The 18,314-nt window shown below is 71.1% G+C and carries 15 protein-coding genes and 1 pseudogene; 15 read left to right on the top strand and 1 reads right to left on the bottom strand.

Annotated elements, in window-relative coordinates; genetic code table 11:
- The 5 genes and pseudogenes from VFS34_16970 to VFS34_16990 form a co-directional block, all read left to right on the top strand.
- On the top strand, positions 1-374 hold a 374-nt coding region (locus tag VFS34_16970), incomplete at its 5' end, for a serine hydrolase (GenBank protein HET9796143.1).
- 91 nt (positions 375-465) lie between these two features.
- On the top strand, positions 466-1,641 hold the full coding sequence (metK, locus tag VFS34_16975; protein ID HET9796144.1) for a methionine adenosyltransferase: 1,176 nt from the start codon (positions 466-468) through the stop codon (positions 1,639-1,641).
- 186 nt (positions 1,642-1,827) lie between these two features.
- Positions 1,828-3,435, top strand: a pseudogene (locus VFS34_16980) (carboxyl transferase domain-containing protein).
- A 133-nt stretch (positions 3,436-3,568) separates the two neighbouring features.
- The gene (locus tag VFS34_16985; GenBank protein ID HET9796145.1) at positions 3,569-4,366 is read left to right on the top strand and encodes an enoyl-CoA hydratase/isomerase family protein; all 798 of its coding nucleotides are present in this window, start codon (positions 3,569-3,571) and stop codon (positions 4,364-4,366) included.
- Positions 4,363-5,415, top strand: coding sequence for a Gfo/Idh/MocA family oxidoreductase (locus tag VFS34_16990; protein ID HET9796146.1), 1,053 nt, complete (start codon positions 4,363-4,365; stop codon positions 5,413-5,415). The genes VFS34_16985 and VFS34_16990 overlap by 4 nt, the downstream gene beginning before the upstream one ends.
- Positions 5,416-5,455: 40 nt before the next feature.
- Here VFS34_16990 and VFS34_16995 read toward each other — a convergent pair whose 3' ends face one another.
- Entirely contained in the window at positions 5,456-5,659 is a 204-nt protein-coding gene (locus VFS34_16995; protein HET9796147.1) for a hypothetical protein, read from the bottom strand.
- Between the two features lie 126 nt (positions 5,660-5,785).
- Here VFS34_16995 and VFS34_17000 point away from each other — a divergent pair, with 126 nt between their 5' ends.
- From VFS34_17000 to VFS34_17045, 10 genes are all read left to right on the top strand, one after another.
- A complete protein-coding gene (locus VFS34_17000) occupies positions 5,786-7,246 on the top strand; it encodes a biotin carboxylase N-terminal domain-containing protein (protein ID HET9796148.1) in 1,461 nt (486 codons plus the stop codon).
- The gene (locus VFS34_17005) at positions 7,243-7,695 is read left to right on the top strand and encodes a biotin/lipoyl-containing protein (GenBank protein ID HET9796149.1); all 453 of its coding nucleotides are present in this window, start codon (positions 7,243-7,245) and stop codon (positions 7,693-7,695) included. The genes VFS34_17000 and VFS34_17005 overlap by 4 nt, the downstream gene beginning before the upstream one ends.
- Positions 7,696-7,702: 7 nt before the next feature.
- A complete protein-coding gene (locus VFS34_17010) occupies positions 7,703-8,659 on the top strand; it encodes a hydroxymethylglutaryl-CoA lyase (protein HET9796150.1) in 957 nt (318 codons plus the stop codon).
- 91 nt (positions 8,660-8,750) lie between these two features.
- Positions 8,751-10,037 carry a response regulator gene (locus VFS34_17015; protein HET9796151.1) on the top strand — a complete coding sequence of 429 codons (1,287 nt, stop codon included), beginning with the start codon at positions 8,751-8,753 and terminating at the stop codon, positions 10,035-10,037.
- 5 nt (positions 10,038-10,042) lie between these two features.
- The gene (locus VFS34_17020; GenBank protein ID HET9796152.1) at positions 10,043-12,670 is read left to right on the top strand and encodes a valine--tRNA ligase; all 2,628 of its coding nucleotides are present in this window, start codon (positions 10,043-10,045) and stop codon (positions 12,668-12,670) included.
- Positions 12,667-13,440 (top strand): biotin--[acetyl-CoA-carboxylase] ligase, encoded by a 774-nt coding sequence (locus VFS34_17025; protein HET9796153.1) that lies wholly within the window; start codon positions 12,667-12,669, stop codon positions 13,438-13,440. Before VFS34_17020 ends, VFS34_17025 begins: the two co-directional genes overlap by 4 nt.
- Positions 13,437-14,213, top strand: coding sequence for a type III pantothenate kinase (locus VFS34_17030; protein ID HET9796154.1), 777 nt, complete (start codon positions 13,437-13,439; stop codon positions 14,211-14,213). Before VFS34_17025 ends, VFS34_17030 begins: the two co-directional genes overlap by 4 nt.
- A 1-nt stretch (position 14,214) precedes the next feature.
- The gene (locus tag VFS34_17035; protein ID HET9796155.1) at positions 14,215-14,865 is read left to right on the top strand and encodes a hypothetical protein; all 651 of its coding nucleotides are present in this window, start codon (positions 14,215-14,217) and stop codon (positions 14,863-14,865) included.
- Complete coding sequence (locus VFS34_17040; protein HET9796156.1) at positions 14,862-16,019, top strand: TRAM domain-containing protein; 1,158 nt, start codon at positions 14,862-14,864, stop codon at positions 16,017-16,019. The genes VFS34_17035 and VFS34_17040 overlap by 4 nt, the downstream gene beginning before the upstream one ends.
- 72 nt (positions 16,020-16,091) lie before the next feature.
- On the top strand, positions 16,092-18,314 hold a 2,223-nt coding region (locus tag VFS34_17045; protein HET9796157.1), incomplete at its 3' end, for a ComEC/Rec2 family competence protein.

An 18,314-nucleotide genomic window follows, 5' to 3' on the forward strand; every position in this document is an offset into this window, starting at 1 on the left:
GCGCGATCGGCTACACCCGCCACGGCGGCGCGCTGCACCCGAATCGGGACTCGCACCCCGCGCGCGGCAGCTCGGCGGGGGGCGGATACTCGACGGCGGGGGATCTCCTGAAGTTCGACGTCGCGCTCCGGAGCGGTCGGCTCCTTCCCCCGGCGTGGACCGCGTGGGTGTTCTTCCGCAGCGACGCTCCGACGCCCGGGGCCGGGCTCCCGACCCGAGGCGGCCTCGGCATCGCGGGAGGGAGCCCGGGCGTGAACGCGGCGCTCGACATGGAGCTCGAGAGCGGAACGACGGTGGTCGTTCTCTCGAACCTCGATCCCCCGGCCGCCGAGCGGGCCGCGAAGCGGATCCGCGCGCTCCTTCCGCGCCGATGAAGACGAAGCACGACGGGCGTCGCTGTTTGCATTCCACCGGCCGTCCTGATACTTTTTTTCGCCCCCCTTCGACAGGGCGAAAGGAGCCGGAATGCCGCGGGACGGAAAGCACTTCTTCACTTCGGAGTCGGTGACCGAGGGACATCCCGACAAGATCGCCGACCAGATTTCCGATGCGATCCTCGACGCGATCCTCCAGCAGGACCCGATGGGGCGCGTCGCGTGCGAAACGCTCGTCACGACGGGAATGGCGTTCATCGCCGGCGAGATCACGACCGACTGCTACGTGCACTTCCCCGACGTCGTCCGGCAGACGATCCGCGACGTCGGCTACACGCGCGCGAAGTACGGCTTCGACTACCAGACCTGCGCCGTCATTTCGTCGATCGACCGCCAGTCGCCCGACATCGCGCAGGGCGTCGACACGGGCGGAGCGGGGGACCAGGGGCTGATGTTCGGCTACGCCTGCGACGAGACGAAGGAGCTGATGCCGACGCCGATCACGCTCGCGCATGCCCTGACGATGCGGCTCTCGGAGGCGCGCCGGAAGGAGGAGCTCGATTTCCTGCGCCCGGACGGGAAGTCGCAGGTGACCGTCGAGTACGACGGGCCGCGGCCGGTGCGTTGCGAGGCGATCGTCGTCTCGACGCAGCATGCCGAGGCGATCAAGCACGCGGATCTGCGGGAACAGATCATCGAGGCGATCGTGAAGCCCGCGATCCCGGCGGGCATGATCGACCGCCACACGAAGTTCCACATCAACCCGACCGGACGCTTCGTCGTCGGCGGACCGCAGGGAGACTGCGGGCTCACGGGGCGCAAGATCATCGTCGACACCTACGGAGGAGTCGGCTCTCACGGCGGCGGCGCGTTCTCCGGCAAGGATCCGACGAAGGTCGACCGCTCCGCCTCCTACATGGCCCGGTACATCGCCAAGAACATCGTGGCGTCGGGAGCGGCGCCCCGCTGCGAGGTGCAGCTGGCCTACGCGATCGGCGTCGCCGATCCCGTCTCGATCCTGATCGACACGAAGGGGAGCGGCAAGGTCGGCGAGGACCGCCTCGAGGCGGCCGTCCGCGAGATTTTCCCCCTGACTCCGCGCGGGATCATCGAGGCGCTGGACCTCCGGCGGCCGATCTACCGGAAGACCGCGGCGTACGGACACTTCGGGCGGCCGCTGCCGGAGTTCCACTGGGAGAAGACCGACCGCGCGGCCGCGATCGCGAACGCCGTCGGCGCCGACGCCCCGCGCACCGCGACCGCCTGACCGGCGCGAGGAGCCTTCGGGCGGACTCGTCGGATCGCGGGGCCCGGAGGAACGACGGAGCGTCGATCGTGTCGCCCGGCCGGAGCTTGCGAAGGCGCCCCCGCACCCGGACCGCGAAGGGGAGCCGCTCCCGGTAGCCCGCGCCGTTCGGCAGGGGCTGCTTCGGACGCGTTATATTCACTCCGCGTGGACGTCCTCGAATCGAAGCTCGATCCCGCCTCGGAGTCGTTCCGCGCTCGCGCGGACGCGATGCGGGCGCTGCTCGCCGAGCTCGACGCGCGAAGCGTCCGGGCCCGCCTCGGAGGGGACGACCGGGCGCGCGAGCACCACGCGGCGCAGGGAAAGATGCTCGTGCGGGACCGGATCGACGCGCTGCTCGACCCGGGCGCGCCGTTTCTCGAACTCTCGACCCTCGCCGGCGAAGGGATGTACGACGGACAGGCGCCGGGCGGCGGGATCGTCACGGGAATCGGCGAAGTCTCCGGCCGGGAGGTGATGGTCGTCGCCAACGACGCGACGGTCAAGGGGGGAACCTACTTCCCGATCACCGTGAAGAAGCATCTCCGGGCCCAGGAAATCGCGGAGCAGAATCGCCTTCCGTGCGTCTATCTCGTCGACTCCGGCGGGGCGTACCTTCCGCTCCAGGCCGACGTCTTTCCCGACCGGGAGCACTTCGGGCGGATCTTCTACAACCAGGCGCGGATGTCGGCCAAGCGGATCCCGCAGATCGCGGCGGTGATGGGGTCCTGCACGGCGGGCGGGGCCTACGTGCCCGCCATGTCCGACGAGGCGGTGATCGTCCGGGGACAGGGGACGATCTTCCTCGGAGGGCCGCCGCTCGTGAAGGCGGCGACGGGCGAGGAAGTCTCCGCCGAGGACCTCGGGGGCGCCGACGTGCACACCCGCCTCTCCGGAGTCGCGGACCATCTCGCGGAGGACGACGCCCACGCGCTCGAGATCGTCCGGTCGATCGTCGGGAACCTCCACACCGAACGCCCGGCCGCGCCCGACCGCCTTCCGCCCGAGGAACCCCGATATCCGCCCGAAGAGCTCTACGGCGTGATCCCCCGCGACACCCGAAAGCCGTACGACGTGCGCGAGGTCGTCGCGAGGCTCGCCGACGGGTCGCGGTTCCACGAGTTCAAGGCGCGTTACGGCGCGACGCTCGTGACCGGCTTCGCCCGGATCCGCGGTTTTCTCGTCGGTATCGTGGCCAACAACGGCATTCTCTTCTCCGAGTCGGCGCTCAAGGGGACGCATTTCGTTCAGATGTGCGCCCGGCGCAACGTCCCCCTCCTCTTCCTCCAGAACATCACGGGGTTCATGGTGGGAAAAGAGTACGAGCGCGGCGGGATCGCGAAGGACGGGGCCAAGATGGTGCACGCGGTCGCCAATGCCCGGGTGCCGAGACTCACGATCATCATCGGAGGCTCCTTCGGGGCGGGGAATTACGCGATGTGCGGAAGGGCGTACGAGCCTCGGTTCCTCTGGACGTGGCCGAACGCGCGGATCTCCGTCATGGGAGGGGAGCAGGCGGCGAAAGTTCTTTCGACGGTCAAGCAGGACCAGCGGAAGCGCCGCGGCGAACCGGAGATGACGGCGGACGAGATCGCCGAGTTCGAGCGCCCGACCCGCGAGAAATACGAGGCGGAGGGAAATCCCTACTACGCGACGGCCCGCCTGTGGGACGACGGGATCCTCGATCCGGCGCAGACCCGGGACGTCGTCGCGCTCGCGCTCGCGGCCGCGGAAAACGCGCCGGCCGAGGAAACCCGCTTCGGCGTCTTCCGGATGTTTCCGGTACGGCTCGGTCCGCGGGCGGGGCGACCCGCCGCATCCCGCCGGGCTCGCGCCTCCCCGCGCCTCGACGGTGTCGGGAGCGAGAGCGGCGGTCGGGAGACCGTCGCTGCACTAGAATCGCCGTCGCATGACCGACGACGGATACAGAACGCTCCGGGTCGAGAGCGACGGCCCCGTCGTTTCCGTCACGCTGAACCGGCCGGAGGTGCGGAACGCGTTCGACGAGGCGATGATCGACGAGCTCACGCGCGTCTTCGCCGGCTTCGAAGCGGGCGGCGACCTCCGCGCCGTCGTCCTCACCGGGGAGGGAAAGACCTTCTGCGCCGGGGCCGACGTGAACTGGATGCGCCGGGCGGGGGGATTCTCTCCCGAGGAGAACCGCGAAGACGCCCGCCGGATGGCGCGCATGCTGCGGACGATCGACACCTGTCCGCTCCCGGTCGTCGGCCGGATCCGCGGCGCGGCGATCGGCGGAGGGGTGGGGCTCGCCGCGGTCTGCGACATTGCGATCGCGGCGGCGGCGACGGTGTTCTCGCTCGCCGAGGTCAAGCTCGGGATCCTCCCGGCGGCGATCTCGCCCTACGTGCTGCGGGCCATCGGCGCCCGGAACGCCCGCGACTGTTTCCTGACCGGGGAGCGGTTCGACGCCGGGGAGGCGCGTCGGATCGGCCTCGTCCACGCCGTCGCGGAGGATGCCGACCTCGACGCGGCCGTCGGGCGCAAGGTCGACGCGATCCTGACTTCCGGCCCCGAGGCGGTCGCGGCGGCGAAGAAGCTGATCGACCGCGTCGCCGGGATGGATATCGACGCGGCCTTTCCGGTGACCGCGGACGCGATCGCGGAGCGGCGCGGGTCGCCGGAGGGAAAGGAAGGGCTCACGGCGTTCCTGGAGAAGCGGCGCCCGTCCTGGTCCCGGACCCGATGACGATCCGCGCGGCGCTGATCGGCTGCGGGAGGATCGCCGACCGCCACGTCCGCCTCCTCACGTCGATGCCCGAGTTCTCCCTCGTCGCGCTCGCCGACGTCCATCCGGGAAAGGCCGAGGCGCTGGCGGGCCATTTCGGCGGACGCCCGTACCTCGACTACCGGGAGATGCTCGAGAAGGAGAAGCCCGACCTCGTCCACGTGCTCACGCCCTCCGGCTCGCATGCCTCGATCGCGCTGGACGCGATGGAGACCTGCGCGAACGTTCTCGTCGAGAAGCCGATGGCGCTTTCGCTCGCCGACGCGGACGCGATGATCGCGAAGGCGGAACGGCTCGGGCGGCGCCTCTTCGTCGTGAAGCAGAATCGCTACAACCTCCCCGTCGTCAAGCTCCGAGAGGCGCTCGACGGCGGCCGGTTCGGGAAACTCACGCTCGGCGCCATCCGGGTCCGCTGGTGCCGCCGCCAGGACTATTACGACCAGGACGCTTACCGGGGCACCTGGGCGGAGGACGGAGGCGCGCTCACGAACCAGGCCTCGCACCACGTCGACATGCTGCAGTGGATGTTCGGCGAGGTGGCGGAGGTCTTCGCGATGACGGCGCGGCAGCTCGTCCGGATCGAGGCGGAGGACACGGGCGTCGCGGTCGTCCGCTTCGCGAGCGGCGCGCTCGGCACGATCGAGGCGACGACCGCCGCCCGGCCCACGGACATCGAGGCGTCGATATCGGTTCTCGGCGAGCACGGGGTCGTCGAGATCGGCGGATTCGCCTTGAACGAGATGAGGCGCTGGACGTTCGAAAGCGTCGAGGAGGAGGACGAAGACGTCCTCTCCGTCTACCGCTCGAATCCCCCGAACGTCTACGGCTTCGGCCACCACGAATACCTGGCCGGAGTCGCTCGCACGATCGCCGCCGGCGGCGAGCCCGAAATCGGCGGCCGCGAGGGGAGGAAGTCGCTGGAGCTGATCGTCGCGATCTACGAATCGGCGGAGCGGAACGCTCCGGTGCGGTATCCCTTCACGCCGGAATTCTGTCGGCTCGGCCGGTAGCCCCTCGAGGGACGGTCCGCCGAACGCCCGCGTCCGTCGATCAGCCGGCGGGCGCCGGGGGCGTCGGCGTCGCGGCCGGCGGAGGGGGAGCCGGCGCGCGCCGGGCGGCGTCGTCCTCGAACTCCGCGCCGCAGTAATAGCACTTGACCTTCGCTCCCGGGAGCGCTTCCGGTCGCCAGAAGGTGAAACGTTTCGCGCAGGTCGGGCAGCGGAAGGTCCGCCGGTTTCCGTCGATTCCGTTCATCGCCGACGATTCTAGCGGATCGCGGCCGGGGAAGCTCCCGCGTGTTCGGCAGAGCGGGGCGGCTCGTGGCGGCGAGACGCGAACCCGTCCGACCCGATCGGCCGCGCCGGCTTACAATCGCGACGAATGAAAATCCGGAAGCTCCTCATCGCCAACCGCGGCGAGATCGCGGTCCGGATCGCGCGGACCGCCCGCGAGCGCGGTCTTCGGACGGTGGCGGTGTATTCGACGGCCGATCGCGACGCGCGCCACGTCGAGTTCTGCGACGAGGCGGTGGAGATCGGCCCTCCGGCGGCGCTCGAGTCGTATCTGTCGATCCCGCGCGTTCTCGACGCCGCGGGGCGGACGGGGGCCGACGCCGTCCATCCGGGCTACGGGTTTCTTTCGGAGAACGCCGATTTCGCCGAGGCGGTCGAGGGCGCGGGGCTCGTCTGGGTCGGACCGCCGCCCGCGGCGATGCGCGCGATGGGCGGGAAGATCCCGGCCCGCAAACGGATGCTCGAGGCCGGCGTCCCGGTCGTCCCAGGATTCCAGGACGAGACCGCCGACGACGCGGCGCTCGCGCGCGCGGCGGACGGGATCGGCTTTCCGGTGCTCGTCAAGGCGTCGGCGGGCGGGGGAGGGAAGGGGATGCGCCTCATCGGCGCGGCGAACGATCTCGCGGCGGGACTCGCCGGAGCGCGCCGGGAGGCCGCGGCCGCGTTCGGCGATCCGACGGTCTACCTCGAGAAGGCGATCGAGCGCCCGCGCCACGTGGAGATGCAGATCTTCGGCGACCGCTTCGGAACGGTCGTCGCTCTCGGGGAGCGGGAATGCTCGATCCAGCGGCGCCACCAGAAGATCGTCGAGGAAGCTCCCGCCGCCTCGATCGCCGCGGAGACGCGGCGGCGGATGGCCGGGGCCGCGGCGGCGGCCGGAAGGGCCGTCGGTTACGTCGGGGCCGGGACCGTCGAGTTCCTCGTCGATGGCGACGAGCGGTTCTTCTTCCTCGAGATGAATACGCGTCTCCAGGTCGAGCACCCGGTCACCGAGGAGACGCTCGGGATCGACCTCGTCGCCGCGCAGTTCGACGTCGCGGAGGGCGCTCCGATTCCCGCCGACTGGCCGGGCCGGGCGACCCGGGGCCATGCGATCGAATGCCGGATCTACGCGGAGGACCCGGAGACGCATCTCCCGCGGTCGGGGACGGTCCTCGTCTATCAGGAGCCGTCCGGCCCCGGCATCCGCGTCGATTCCGGAATCGAACGCGGGTCCCGCGTCGGGATCGATTACGACCCGATCCTCGCCAAGCTCGTGGTCCGGGCGGGCGATCGCGCGGCGGCGGTGGCGCGCATGCGGCGCGCTCTGTCCGAGTACGCGATCCTCGGCGTGACGACGAACCTGCCGCTCCTCCGGCGCATCGTCGACTCGGACGGGTTCGCCGCGGGCGACACCGACACGGCGTTCCTCGCCCGGCTTCCGGCGGTCGAAACGAGGCGCCCCCCCGCGGAGGCGATCGCGGCGGCGGCCGCGGCACGGGGATCCTCGCCGGCGGCGGCCACGGCGGCCGGCCCGTGGAGCGAAACGGACGGCTGGAGGAACCGGTGAGCGGCCGTTCGATCGGCTGGATCCGGGGTTCGGACGTCGAAGCGCTCGAGGTGCCGGCCGGAGCGGAAGTCGAGACGCGCGACGGGGAGATCCGGGAAGTGTCTTACGGCGGGCGCCGGACCCCCGTCCGGACGGCCCGGGCGGGGGAGACCATCTTCGTCTGGTGCGGAGGCGACGTTTGGGAATTCACGGCCGCGCCCGCCCCCGGAAGAGCGGGGCGGAGCGCCCGGGACGACGCCGGGCTGAGGGCGCCCATGCCGGGGCGGATCGTCCGGCTCCTCGTCTCGGAAGGAGAGACCGTGACGCGCGGAACGACTCTCCTCGTGCTCGAGGCGATGAAGATGGAGCACGAGATCAAGGCGCCGCACGACGGGACCGTCGCCCGCCTCCCGTATCTCGTCGGCGACCAGGTCGACGCGGGAGCGCCGCTCGTGGAATTCGCGGGATAATCGCCGCATGTCCGAAGAACTGCCCTACTCGATCACGCGCCCGAGGGTTCCGCCGAGCGCGACGATCTACGAAGTCGGCCCGCGCGACGGGCTCCAGAACGAGAAGGAGAACGTCGCCACCGCGGTCAAGATCGGGTTCATCGAGAAGCTCGCGGACGCCGGCCTCACGGCGATCGAGACGACGTCCTTCGTCAAGCCGTCGGCGATCCCGCAGCTCGCCGACGCGGCGGACGTCGTGCGGGGCGTCCGGCGGCGGAGCGGCCTCCGTCTCCCCGTTCTCGTGCCCAACATGAAGGGGTTCGAGGCGGCGCGCGCGGTCGGCGTCCGCGAAATCGCGGTCTTCACGGCGGCCTCCGAGACGTTCAACCGGCGGAACATCAACTGCGGGATCGAGGAATCGATCGAGCGGTTCCGTCCCGTGGTCGCCTCCGCGGAGGAGGACAAGATCCGGGTGCGGGCCTACATCTCGACGGCGTTCGGGTGTCCGTTCGAGGGGAAGATCGAGCCGGAATCGGTGCGCGAGGTGGTCCACATGCTCCTCGATCTCGGAATCGAGGAGATCTCGATCGGCGACACGATCGGGGTCGCGACACCCAACCAGGTCTACGACGTCGTCGAGACGCTCTATGCGTCCGGGGTCACCCGCGAGGTGCTCGCGCTTCACTTCCACGATACCCGCGGGACGGCGCTCGCCAACGTCTGCGCCGGACTGGACTGCGGCGTCACGATCTTCGATTCTTCCGCCGGAGGCCTCGGCGGGTGTCCGTACGCGCCCGGGGCGACGGGCAATCTCGCAACGGAGGATCTGCTCTATCTGCTGGACGGACTGGGCGTTTCGACCGGCGTTTCCCTCGCGGGGGTCGTCGACGCGAGCCTTTACCTCGCCCGGGAGACGGGACGGCGCCCGCCGTCCCGGTATCTCGCCGCCCGGCTCGGCGATGCCCAGGGCTCCCTGCCTGCCTAGGCGGGTGATGGCCGGAAGCTTTCGATTGACACCGGGGAGCGGCGCGGGGTAAATTTTTTAATGACAGTGGTTTCCCATCTCGTGAGGAACAATGCCTAAGTCGATTCTGCTGGCCGACGACTCGTTGACCATCCAGAAGGTCATCGAGTTGACGTTCTCGGACACCGATTACGAACTGACGACCGTCAGCAACGGCGCGGAGGCCCTCGCCGCCCTCGAACGGCACCGACCCGATCTCGTGATGGCGGACGTCGTGATGCCCGGCAAGAACGGGTACGAAGTCTGCGAGGCGATCAAATCCACCCCGTCGCTCGCCGACATTCCGGTGATTCTCCTCTCCGGCACGTTCGAGCCGTTCGACCGCGATCGCGCCGAGCGCGCCCGCGCGAACGCGATCGTCACGAAACCCTTCGACTCGAAGAATCTCCTCGTCCAGGTCGAGAGCCTGCTGCACGGCCGGCGGCCGTCGCCGACGACGGTCGCGGTTCCGGCGTCCCCCGAAGCGTCTCCGGTGGAGACCCGCGCGTTCCGGACCGGCGAGATCGGCCACCCGACTCCGTCCGACTCGGGGCTCGACTTCGCCGAGTTTCCGGCGGAGAGCGCGTTCGAGGCGGAGCCCGCCGGACGCATCGAGCCGGGCCCGCTCGACGCGGAGCGTCCGGCGGCGCCTTCCCCCGAACCCCTCGCGTTTCCCATGGACGACACGTCGCCTTTCGGAAGGTCCGCGGCGGCCGAACCCGGAGCGGGGGTCGAGGAGACGGGCGCCGAGGCGTTCTCCGAGACGGACAACGTCTTCGAGTTTCCGGCCGTCGAGCCGCCGTCCGAGCGGGAGACCGAGGCGCCGTCGCTGGAGATTCCGCCGTCGTGGTCCTCGCGCGCGGACCAGGAGATCACGCAGGAGCTCGTCGCTTCGCGTCTCGTGCCGCCTCCCGAGTTTCCTTCCGAGCCCGTCTTCCTCCACGGCGACGCGGAACCCGAGCCGGAACCGAGCTCCGCGCCGGAGTCCCGTTCCGCCGCTCCCGTCGGCGAGACGGAGGCGGCGCCCCCCGAGCCGTCGATGCCCCCGGTCGAAACCGCCCCCGCGCCCGCCGCGCCTCCCGACACGGAGGTGCTCGGGCCGTCGGAGATCGCTCCCGACATCGAACGGCTCGCGCAGGGGGCGTCGATTTCCGACCTCGCGAGCATGGTCAGCCGCATCGCGGCGCCGGTCTCCCTCTCGGACGACGACGTCGAGAGGATCTCCCGCCGAGTCGTGGAGCGGCTCTCGGAGAGGATCGTCCGCGACATCGCCTGGGAAGTGGTGCCGGAGATCGCCGAAATCCTCGTCCGGCAGCGCCTGCGGGAGTTGGAAGCCGAGCCCTCCGGCGACTCCCGATAGTTCCGGTGGCTTCCCCGAGCGGCCTGCCCAAAACTTTCGACCCCTCCTCGTTCGAAGAACGGCAATCGCGCCGCTGGGAGGAGGCGGGCGCGTTCCGTCCCGGAGGGCGTCCCGGCGATCCCCGGTTCTCGGTCGTGATCGCGCCTCCGAACGTCACCGGGAAGATCCACATCGGCCACGCGCTCGAAAACTCCCTCGTCGACGCCCTCGTCCGGTGGAAGCGGATGCAGGGATTGCGGACCGTGTGGGTGCCGGGAACGGACCACGCCGGCATCGCGACGCAGATGGTCGTCGAGCGGGCGCTGGCGCGGGAGGGGATCGACCGGAAGGCGATCGGCCGCGAGGCGTTCGTCGAGAAGGTCTGGGAGTGGAAGAAGGAGTCGAAGGACTCCATCCGCCACCAGCTGGAGCGCCTCGGCTGCTCCCTCGACTGGAGCCGGGAAAGATTCACGCTGGACGAGGGGCTCTCGCGAGCGGTGCGGAAGGTCTTCGTCGACCTCCACCGCGACGGCTTGGTGTACCGCGGGCGCTACGTCGTGAACTGGTGCCCGAGATGCGGCACCGCGGTGTCCGACCTCGAGGTCAACCACGTCGAAACTCCCGGGAAGCTGTACTTCATCAAGTACGACGTCGAGGGGGACGACGTCGGGGCGATCGTCGCGACGACCCGTCCCGAGACGCTCCTCGGGGACACCGCGCTCGCGATCGCCCCGAACGACCCGCGGACCCGGCGTCTCGTCGGGAAGACGGCGATCCTCCCGATCCTCGGGCGCCGGTTGCCGGTCGTCGAAGACGACTTCGTCGACCGCGAGTTCGGATCGGGCATCGTGAAGGTCACGCCGGCGCACGACCCGAACGATTTCGCGGCGGCGACCCGGCACGGCCTTCCGGCCGTGCTCGTGATCGGTCCCGACGGCCGGATGACCGGAGAAGCGGGGCCGTTCGCCGGTCTCGACCGCTTCGACGCCCGCGCCCGCGTCCTCGAGCGGCTCTGGGCCGAGCAGCGGATCGTCGACGCGCGGGAGCACGTGCACGCGGTCGGCCACTGCCAGCGCTGCGACACCGTCATCGAGCCCTATCTCTCGAACCAGTGGTTCGTGCGGGTCGCGCCGCTCGCCGGTCCCGCGATCGCCGCCGTCGAGAGCGGAGAGATCCGGTTCTTCCCCGAGCACTGGACGAAGACGTACTTCGAGTGGATGCGGAACATCCACGACTGGTGCGTTTCCCGGCAGCTCTGGTGGGGACACCGCATTCCCGCGTACTACTGCGCCCGCGACCACGTCACGGTGGCGGAAGAGCGGCCCGCGGCATGCGCGACGTGCGGCCTGCCGGATCTCGTCCAGGATCCCGACGTGCTCGACACCTGGTTTTCTTCGCAGCTGTGGCCGTTCTCCGTCTTCGGCTGGCCGGAATCGACCGAGGACCTGCGCGAGTTCTACCCGACCGACGTCCTCGTCTCCGGCTTCGACATCCTGTTCTTCTGGGACGCCCGGATGATCATGGCGGGCCTCCGGCTGACCCGCACGCCGCCGTTCGCGATCCTCCATCTCCACGGCCTGGTCCGCGACGAGAAGGGGGAGAAGATGTCGAAGACGCGCGGGAACGTCATCGATCCTCTCGACGTGATCGCGGAGTTCGGCGCCGACGCCGTGCGCTTCACGCTCCTGTCGCTCGCCTCGCCCGGCCGCGACCTGCCCCTCGCGCGGAGCCGGATGGCGGGGTCGCGGGCCTTCATGACGAAGGTGTGGAACGCGACCCGGTTCGTCCTCGCGCAGGAGGTCCCGCCGGAGGAGCCCGGCGCCGAGGCGGCCGATCCGCGCGCTCTCCCGCTCCTCGACCGCGCGATCCTCTCCCGCCTCCACGAGACGATCGAGGCCGTCGGCCGGCAGCTCGGCGAATTCCGTTTCGATCTGGCGGCGGCGAGCATCTACGATTTCGTCTGGCGGGACTTCTGCGACCGGCACCTGGAGATGGTCAAGCCGATCCTCTCGGGGAAGACCGGGAGCGATGCGGACCGGCGGTCGGCGCGCCGAACGCTCCACGCCTGCCTGCGCGACGTGCTGGCGCTGCTCCACCCGTTCGCGCCGTTCGTCACCGAGGAGATCTGGGAGGCGCTCGGCAGCGGGACGCTTCTGGCGACCGCTCCGTTCCCGAAGTTCGATGCCGCATTCGTCGCTCCCGACGCGGACGCCGCCGTCCACGCCTTCGCCGAGATCCTGACGCGGGTGAGGAACTTCCGGTCCGAGCGCGGCGCCCCCCCGACCGAGCCCGTCGAGCTGCGCGTCGCTCCCGACGCTCCGCACGGCCCGGCCCTCCGCGAGCTCGCGCCGGTGCTCGTCGCGCTGGGCCGGCTCTCGGCGCTCGAGTTCGAGCCCGCGGCGCCCGGAGACGCACGGGACGTCGTGGAAGGAGTGGCGGTCGCCATGCGCTTCGCGCAGCGGGAGGCCCGCGCCGACCGGGCGGGAATCGAGCGGGAGCTCGGAAAGCTCGACGACGAGATCCGGGTCCTCGCGGCGAGGCTGCGGAACCCCGAGTACCTCGAAAAGGCGCCGGACCTCGTCGTGCAGAAGTCGCGGCAGAGGCTGTTCGAGATGGAGAAGCGCCGGGCCGCCCTCGCCGGGACGCCGCATTGATCGACGTCTTCGGGGATCCTTTCGACGGGAAGGGCTATCGGCGGCTCGCGAATTTCGTGTTCTTTCCCTCGGTCGATTCGACGAACGCGGTCGCCCGGGGGCTGATCGACCACTCGTTGGTCGAGGAGGTCGAGCTGGAGCCGACGGTCATCGCGGCGGCGATGCAGAGCGAGGGCCGGGGGCGCCGCGACCGGAGCTGGCGGTCCCCGGCCGGGGGGGTGTACGCGACGTTCGTCTTCCGCGTTCCCGCCGGCGCCCGTCTGCCGCACCTGCCGCTGGCCGCCGGCGTCTGGGTTTCGGAAGCGCTGGCCTCGGCCGCCGGCGTCGAGAGCCGGCTCAAGTGGCCCAACGACGTCCTCGCGGGAGACCGCAAGGTCGCGGGAATCCTCACGGAGGCGAAAACGCGCGGAGACGAGACGCACGCCGCGATCGGGATCGGAGTGAACGTGTGCGGGGCCGCGCAGGACTTCGGCGAAGGCGCCACCAGCGCGGAGGCCGTCGCCTCGGGAGCGCCTTCGCTCTCCCGGGTCTTCGCGGAGATCTGCCGCGCCTGCGACCGGTATCTCGCCGCGCCGGAGGACGCCCGGGTCGTCGAGCGATGGCTCGAACGTTCGCGTCACGAGGCGGACGCGGAGATCCGCGTGTCTCCGCCCGAAGGAGGAGCGCCGGTCGTCGGGCGTTTCGCGGGATTGACGGAGGATGGATTCCTCCGGCTGAGGGTCGGCGGTTCGGAGGTCGTGGTGACGTCGGGAGAGGTCGGATCCTGGTGAGCGCGGCGCTCCTCGTCGTCGACGTCGGGAACACGAACACGGTGCTCGGACTGTACGCGGGGAAGTCGCTGACGGCGGACTGGCGCCTCGCGACGCGACGCGACGCGACGGCCGACGAGATCGGCATCCTGCTGACGGGCCTCCTCGGTTCGCCGCCGCCGAAAGTGGCGCGGGCGATCGTGGCGACGGTCGTTCCGTCGCTCCAGTTCCCCTGGAAGACCGCCTTCCGGAAATATCTCGGCCTCGACGCGACCTTCGTCGAGCCCGGCATCCGCACCGGCATGCCGATCCTCTACGACAATCCGCAGGAGGTCGGCGCGGACCGGATCGTGAACGCCGTCGCGGCCTTCGAGAAGTACGGAGGCCCGTGCATCGTCGTCGACTTCGGCACGGCGACGACGTTCGACGTCGTCAACGCGGCCGGCGAGTACGCCGGCGGGGTCATCACTCCCGGCGTGATGATTTCGGCGGAGGCGCTCTTCTCCCGCGCGGCGCGACTCTCGCGCGTCGAGATTCGCCGGCCGTCGGCGGTGATCGGGAAGACGACCACGGCGTCGATCCAGTCCGGGCTCTACTTCGGCTATCTCGGCCTCGTCGACGGGCTCATCGACCGGATCGCCGCGGAGATGGACGGGAAACCGAAGGTCGTGGCGACGGGCGGCCTCGCCGAGCTGCTCGGCCGCGCCTCGTCGAAGATCGAAACGATCGACCCGCATCTGACGCTGGAGGGGCTCAGGATCCTCGACGAGAGAAACCGGCCGCGCCGCGGCTGACATGGCCGACGAGGAGCAGGGTCGGCAGTACTTCACGGAAATCGAGACGGAGTTCATCCGGCGGCGCGGGACGCCGTTTCTCCTCTCCCCGAAGGACTACGCGCTCGTCCGCCGCTGGTTCGAGCTCGGCATCCCCGCGGCCGACGTCTGCGCGGGAATCGCCGAAGCGTTCGACCGGCGCGAAGAACGCGGCGCCGCGGCGAAGGTGAACAGCCTCTCCTACTGCGAGGGAGCCGTGCTCGAGGCGTGGGAACGGCGCGCTTCCGCGCGCGTCGGCCGCCCGGAAACGGCGGAAGCGGAAGCGGTCGGCCCGCGCCTCGGGGAGCTCGCGCGGACGCTGGCCGCCGTCGATCCGCGTTTCGCCGAGGCGGCGGAGTCGGCGCGCCGCTCGATCGAGCGGCTCGCCGACTCCGGAAAGACGCCCGAGGAGACGGAGCAGTCCCTCGCGCGGATCGAGAAGAAGCTCCTGCGGGAGGTCGAAGAGAGCCTTCCCGCGGAGGAACGGGACGCGATCCGCGCGGAGGTGGACCGGCGGCTCGCCCGCGACGCGGAAGGAATGGACGAGCGGGCGCTCCGGCGGACCCGCGACGTGCTGGCGCGCCAGCGTCTCCGCGCGATCCACTCCCTGCCGCGGCTCTCGCTGCTGACGTGACGCGGTCGGTCCGCCTCGCGATCGAACGGCTCGCCCCGACGGGCGAAGGGATCGCTCACGACGCGGGCAAGGTCGTGTTCGTGGACGGCGCGCTCCCGGGAGAAACGGTGGACGCCGCGGTTTACCAGGAGAAGGCGAAGTACGCGCGCGCCCAGACCGAGGCCGTTCGGGATGCGTCGCCGGAGCGGCGCGCCGCCGACTCGCACTCCGCCCGGTGCGGAGGGACGGATTGGGCGCACGTGCTCCCGGAAGCCGCCCGGCGCTGGAAACGGGAGCTCTTCCTGGAGACGATGCTCCGGCTCGGCGGGACGGCCGCTCCCGCGTTCGGAGAGCTGCCGATCTCGGCCTCGGCGCTCGAATACCGGCTCCGGAATCAGTTTCATGCCTCCCGAGGAGAGGTGGGGTTCTACGCCCGCCGGTCCCACCGGATCGTGCCGCTCGACGGCTGCGAGATCGTTTCCCGCGAAACGCGCGGGAAGGCGGCTCTCTTCGCGCACGCCGAGGGAACCGTCGAAACCCTCGAGACCGTCGAAACGGGGGAGGCGCACCGGCTCGTCTGGAGGAGCGCGGGCGAGGGATTTCCGGAATCGCCGGGGGCGCTCGACGTCGACGTGGGCGGGCGCGCCTTCCGGGTGTCGGCGGGCTCCTTCTTCCAGGTCAACCGGCATCGCCTCCTTCCGTTCTTCGAGCTCGTCCGGGACCTCGCCGCGGCCGCGCACCCGTCGCGGGCACTCGACGCCTATTCCGGAGCCGGTCTCCTCTCCCAGGCCCTCGTCGAGGCGGGGGCGAGCGTCACCGCGATCGAGGGCTCGCCCTCGTCGGCAGCGGACGCGGCCGCCAACCGCGAGCGGCTCGGCGCCGAAGGCCGGATCGAAATCCGCCGGATCGCCGTCGAGCAGTACCTGGCGGCGGGCGAAGAGACCCACGATGTCGTCGTGGCGGATCCTCCCCGGGGCGGGCTCGGCCCGTCGGCCGCGGCGATCGCCGGTCTCGCCAGGCGGCGGCTAATATACGTCTCATGCGAACCCGGATCCTTCGCGCGCGATCTGCGGCCCATCCTCTCGGCGGGCTTTGCGATCGCGGCCGCCCGTCTCGAGGATTTCTTCCCGCTCACCCACCGCGTCGAGGCGATCGTCGCGTTCGACCGCCGCTGAACCGCCGCCCCGGGTCCGGGAACCGGGCGTCCGGCGGAAGTCCCCGCCTCTGAGCTCCGCCGGAGAACGCGCGTGATCCGACCGATCGCCCGACGCGGTTCCGCGCCCCTGCTCGCGGGCGCGGCATTCTTCGGCGCGGGCGTGTGGGCCGGCGGGTGGAGCGTGGCGGGAACGGGGCTCGCCGCGGCGGCCGCGGCGCTCTCCCTCGTCGCGCTGCTGCGGCGGGATTCCGGCGGGCAAGCATGGGCGGCGGTGTTCGCGATGTGCTGCGGCTTCGCGGCGGGGCGCGCGCGCGTCGCGCGGCCGGCGGAGCGTGCGGAAGCCGCGGGCGCACGCGTCGATCTCGACCGGCCGGCCCGGATCGTCGGCGTCCTGGAGGATTTCTGGACCGGCCCGGACGATCGCCGGCGAACCCGGATGCGCGCCGAGACGGTCTCGCAGGGAGGAGCGGAGGAGGATTTCCCGGCGGAGATCGACGTGCGGGCGTTCGGGGCCGCGCCGCTCCCCGGGAACCGCGGCGATCGTGTGGCGCTGACGGTCTCGCTCGAGCCGCCCGAGGATTCCGCTTCGACGCGCGATCTGCCGGTCCCCGGCCGGGTCTGGCGGGGCGTGCTCAAGAGCGGCTGGCAGGTCCGCGTCGTCGGAACGACGGCGACCGGGTGGGCGGCGAAAGTGAACTCGTTCCTCGCGCGCCGCCTCCGGGCGGCGCGCCTCCCCCGTGAAACGGTCCAGGAGCCGGTGGCCGCGCTCCTCCTCGGCCGTACGGGGGAGCTCGACCGGGAAGCGGCCGCGCGGATCCGTCAGGGCGGCTTCTCGCACGTGCTCCTCGCCTCGGGTCTGCAGGTGGCCCTGTTCGCGGCGATCCTCTCGGCGCTGCTTCGCGCGCTCCGGGTGCGGAGGCGCGCGCGGGACGCCGTCCTCCTCGCCGGGATCGCGGCGTTCGCGCTCGTCGCGGGAGCGGGCCCGTCCGTCGTCCGGATGGCGTTGACACTCTTCGTTCTCCTCCTCGCGCGGCTCCGGGAACGCCCGGTGACGGTGTTCCAGGCGATCGGAGCCTCCGCGCTCGTCGTTCTCGCGGCCGAGCCGGCCGAGCTCTGGCGCTTCGGCTTCTGGATGACCTACGCGGCCTCGCTCGCGATCGCCGGGTTGACGCGGCCGATCGCGGAGAGCCTGAGATTCCTTCCGGATCGGGTCCGTCTCGCGGTCGCGGTGACCGCGGCGGCGCAGATCGGGACCGCGCCTCTCATGCTGTGGCGATTCAACGCCGCATCGGCGGCGGCCTGGGTCGTCGCCCCCGTGGGGCTTCCCGCCGCGGCGGCGCTGATGGCCCTCGGCGGGCTCGTTCTCGGCGCGGCGGCGGCGGGCCTGCCCGCGGCGATTCCCGGCGCGGCGTTCGATGCGGCATACCGGGCGACGGCCTTCGCGGCTTCGAGGCTCCGGGGCGCGACGCTCTTCGCGGTCACTCCGCCTTTCGCCGCGATCCTCGCCCTTCTCGTCCTCGCGGGAGCGGTCGCGGCGCTGTCCGGAAGGAGGCGTGCGGTCGCGGCGGCGGCGTACGCGGCGCTCTTTGCCGCGCTCGCCCTCCGCGGAAAGGCCGGTCTCCGTCCCGCCGAGTTCTCGGTGGAGGCGCTGGACGTCGGGCAGGGGGATGCGTTCCTGATGCGCTCCGGCGATTCCGCCTTTCTCGTCGACGGCGGCGGGGGCTTCTCCGGGGCGGAGGACTTCGGGCGCGCCCGGCTCCTTCCCAAGCTCCTCGATCGCGGGATTCGCTCTCTCGACGGCGTCGTTCTCTCGCATCCCCACCCCGATCACGCCGCCGGGATCTTCGACGTGCTCCGCGATCTCCGCGTGCGCGCGTTCTTCCACGGAGACGGAGAGGACGCGGGTGAGCTTTTCGCGCGCCTCGATCGGGAGGCGCGGTCCTGCCGGGTGCCGGTGCGGATCCTCCGGACGGGAGAGCGCCTCCCGTGGGGAGGGGGGGAGTTTCGCGTGCTGCGGTCCGGAGGCCGGCCCTTCAAGAAGGACCCGATCAACAACGAGTCGGTCGTGCTCCTCTACGTCCACGGCCGGCGCCGGGTTCTGCTGACCGGAGACGCCGGGGAACCCGCGGAGAGCGAGATCCTGTCGTCCCTGCCGTCGCCGCCCCGAGTCGACATCCTCAAGGTCGGCCATCACGGCAGCCGGACGTCCTCGCGCGCCGATTTCGTCGGGGCGTTCGCTCCGCGCGCGGCGCTCCTCTCGTGCGGCCGTCGCAACCGGTTCCATCACCCGGCCCCCGAAACGCTCGCGACGTTC

The organism is Thermoanaerobaculia bacterium (assembly GCA_035717485.1).
In the GTDB taxonomy this organism is placed as follows: Bacteria; Acidobacteriota; Thermoanaerobaculia; order UBA5066; family DATFVB01; genus DATFVB01.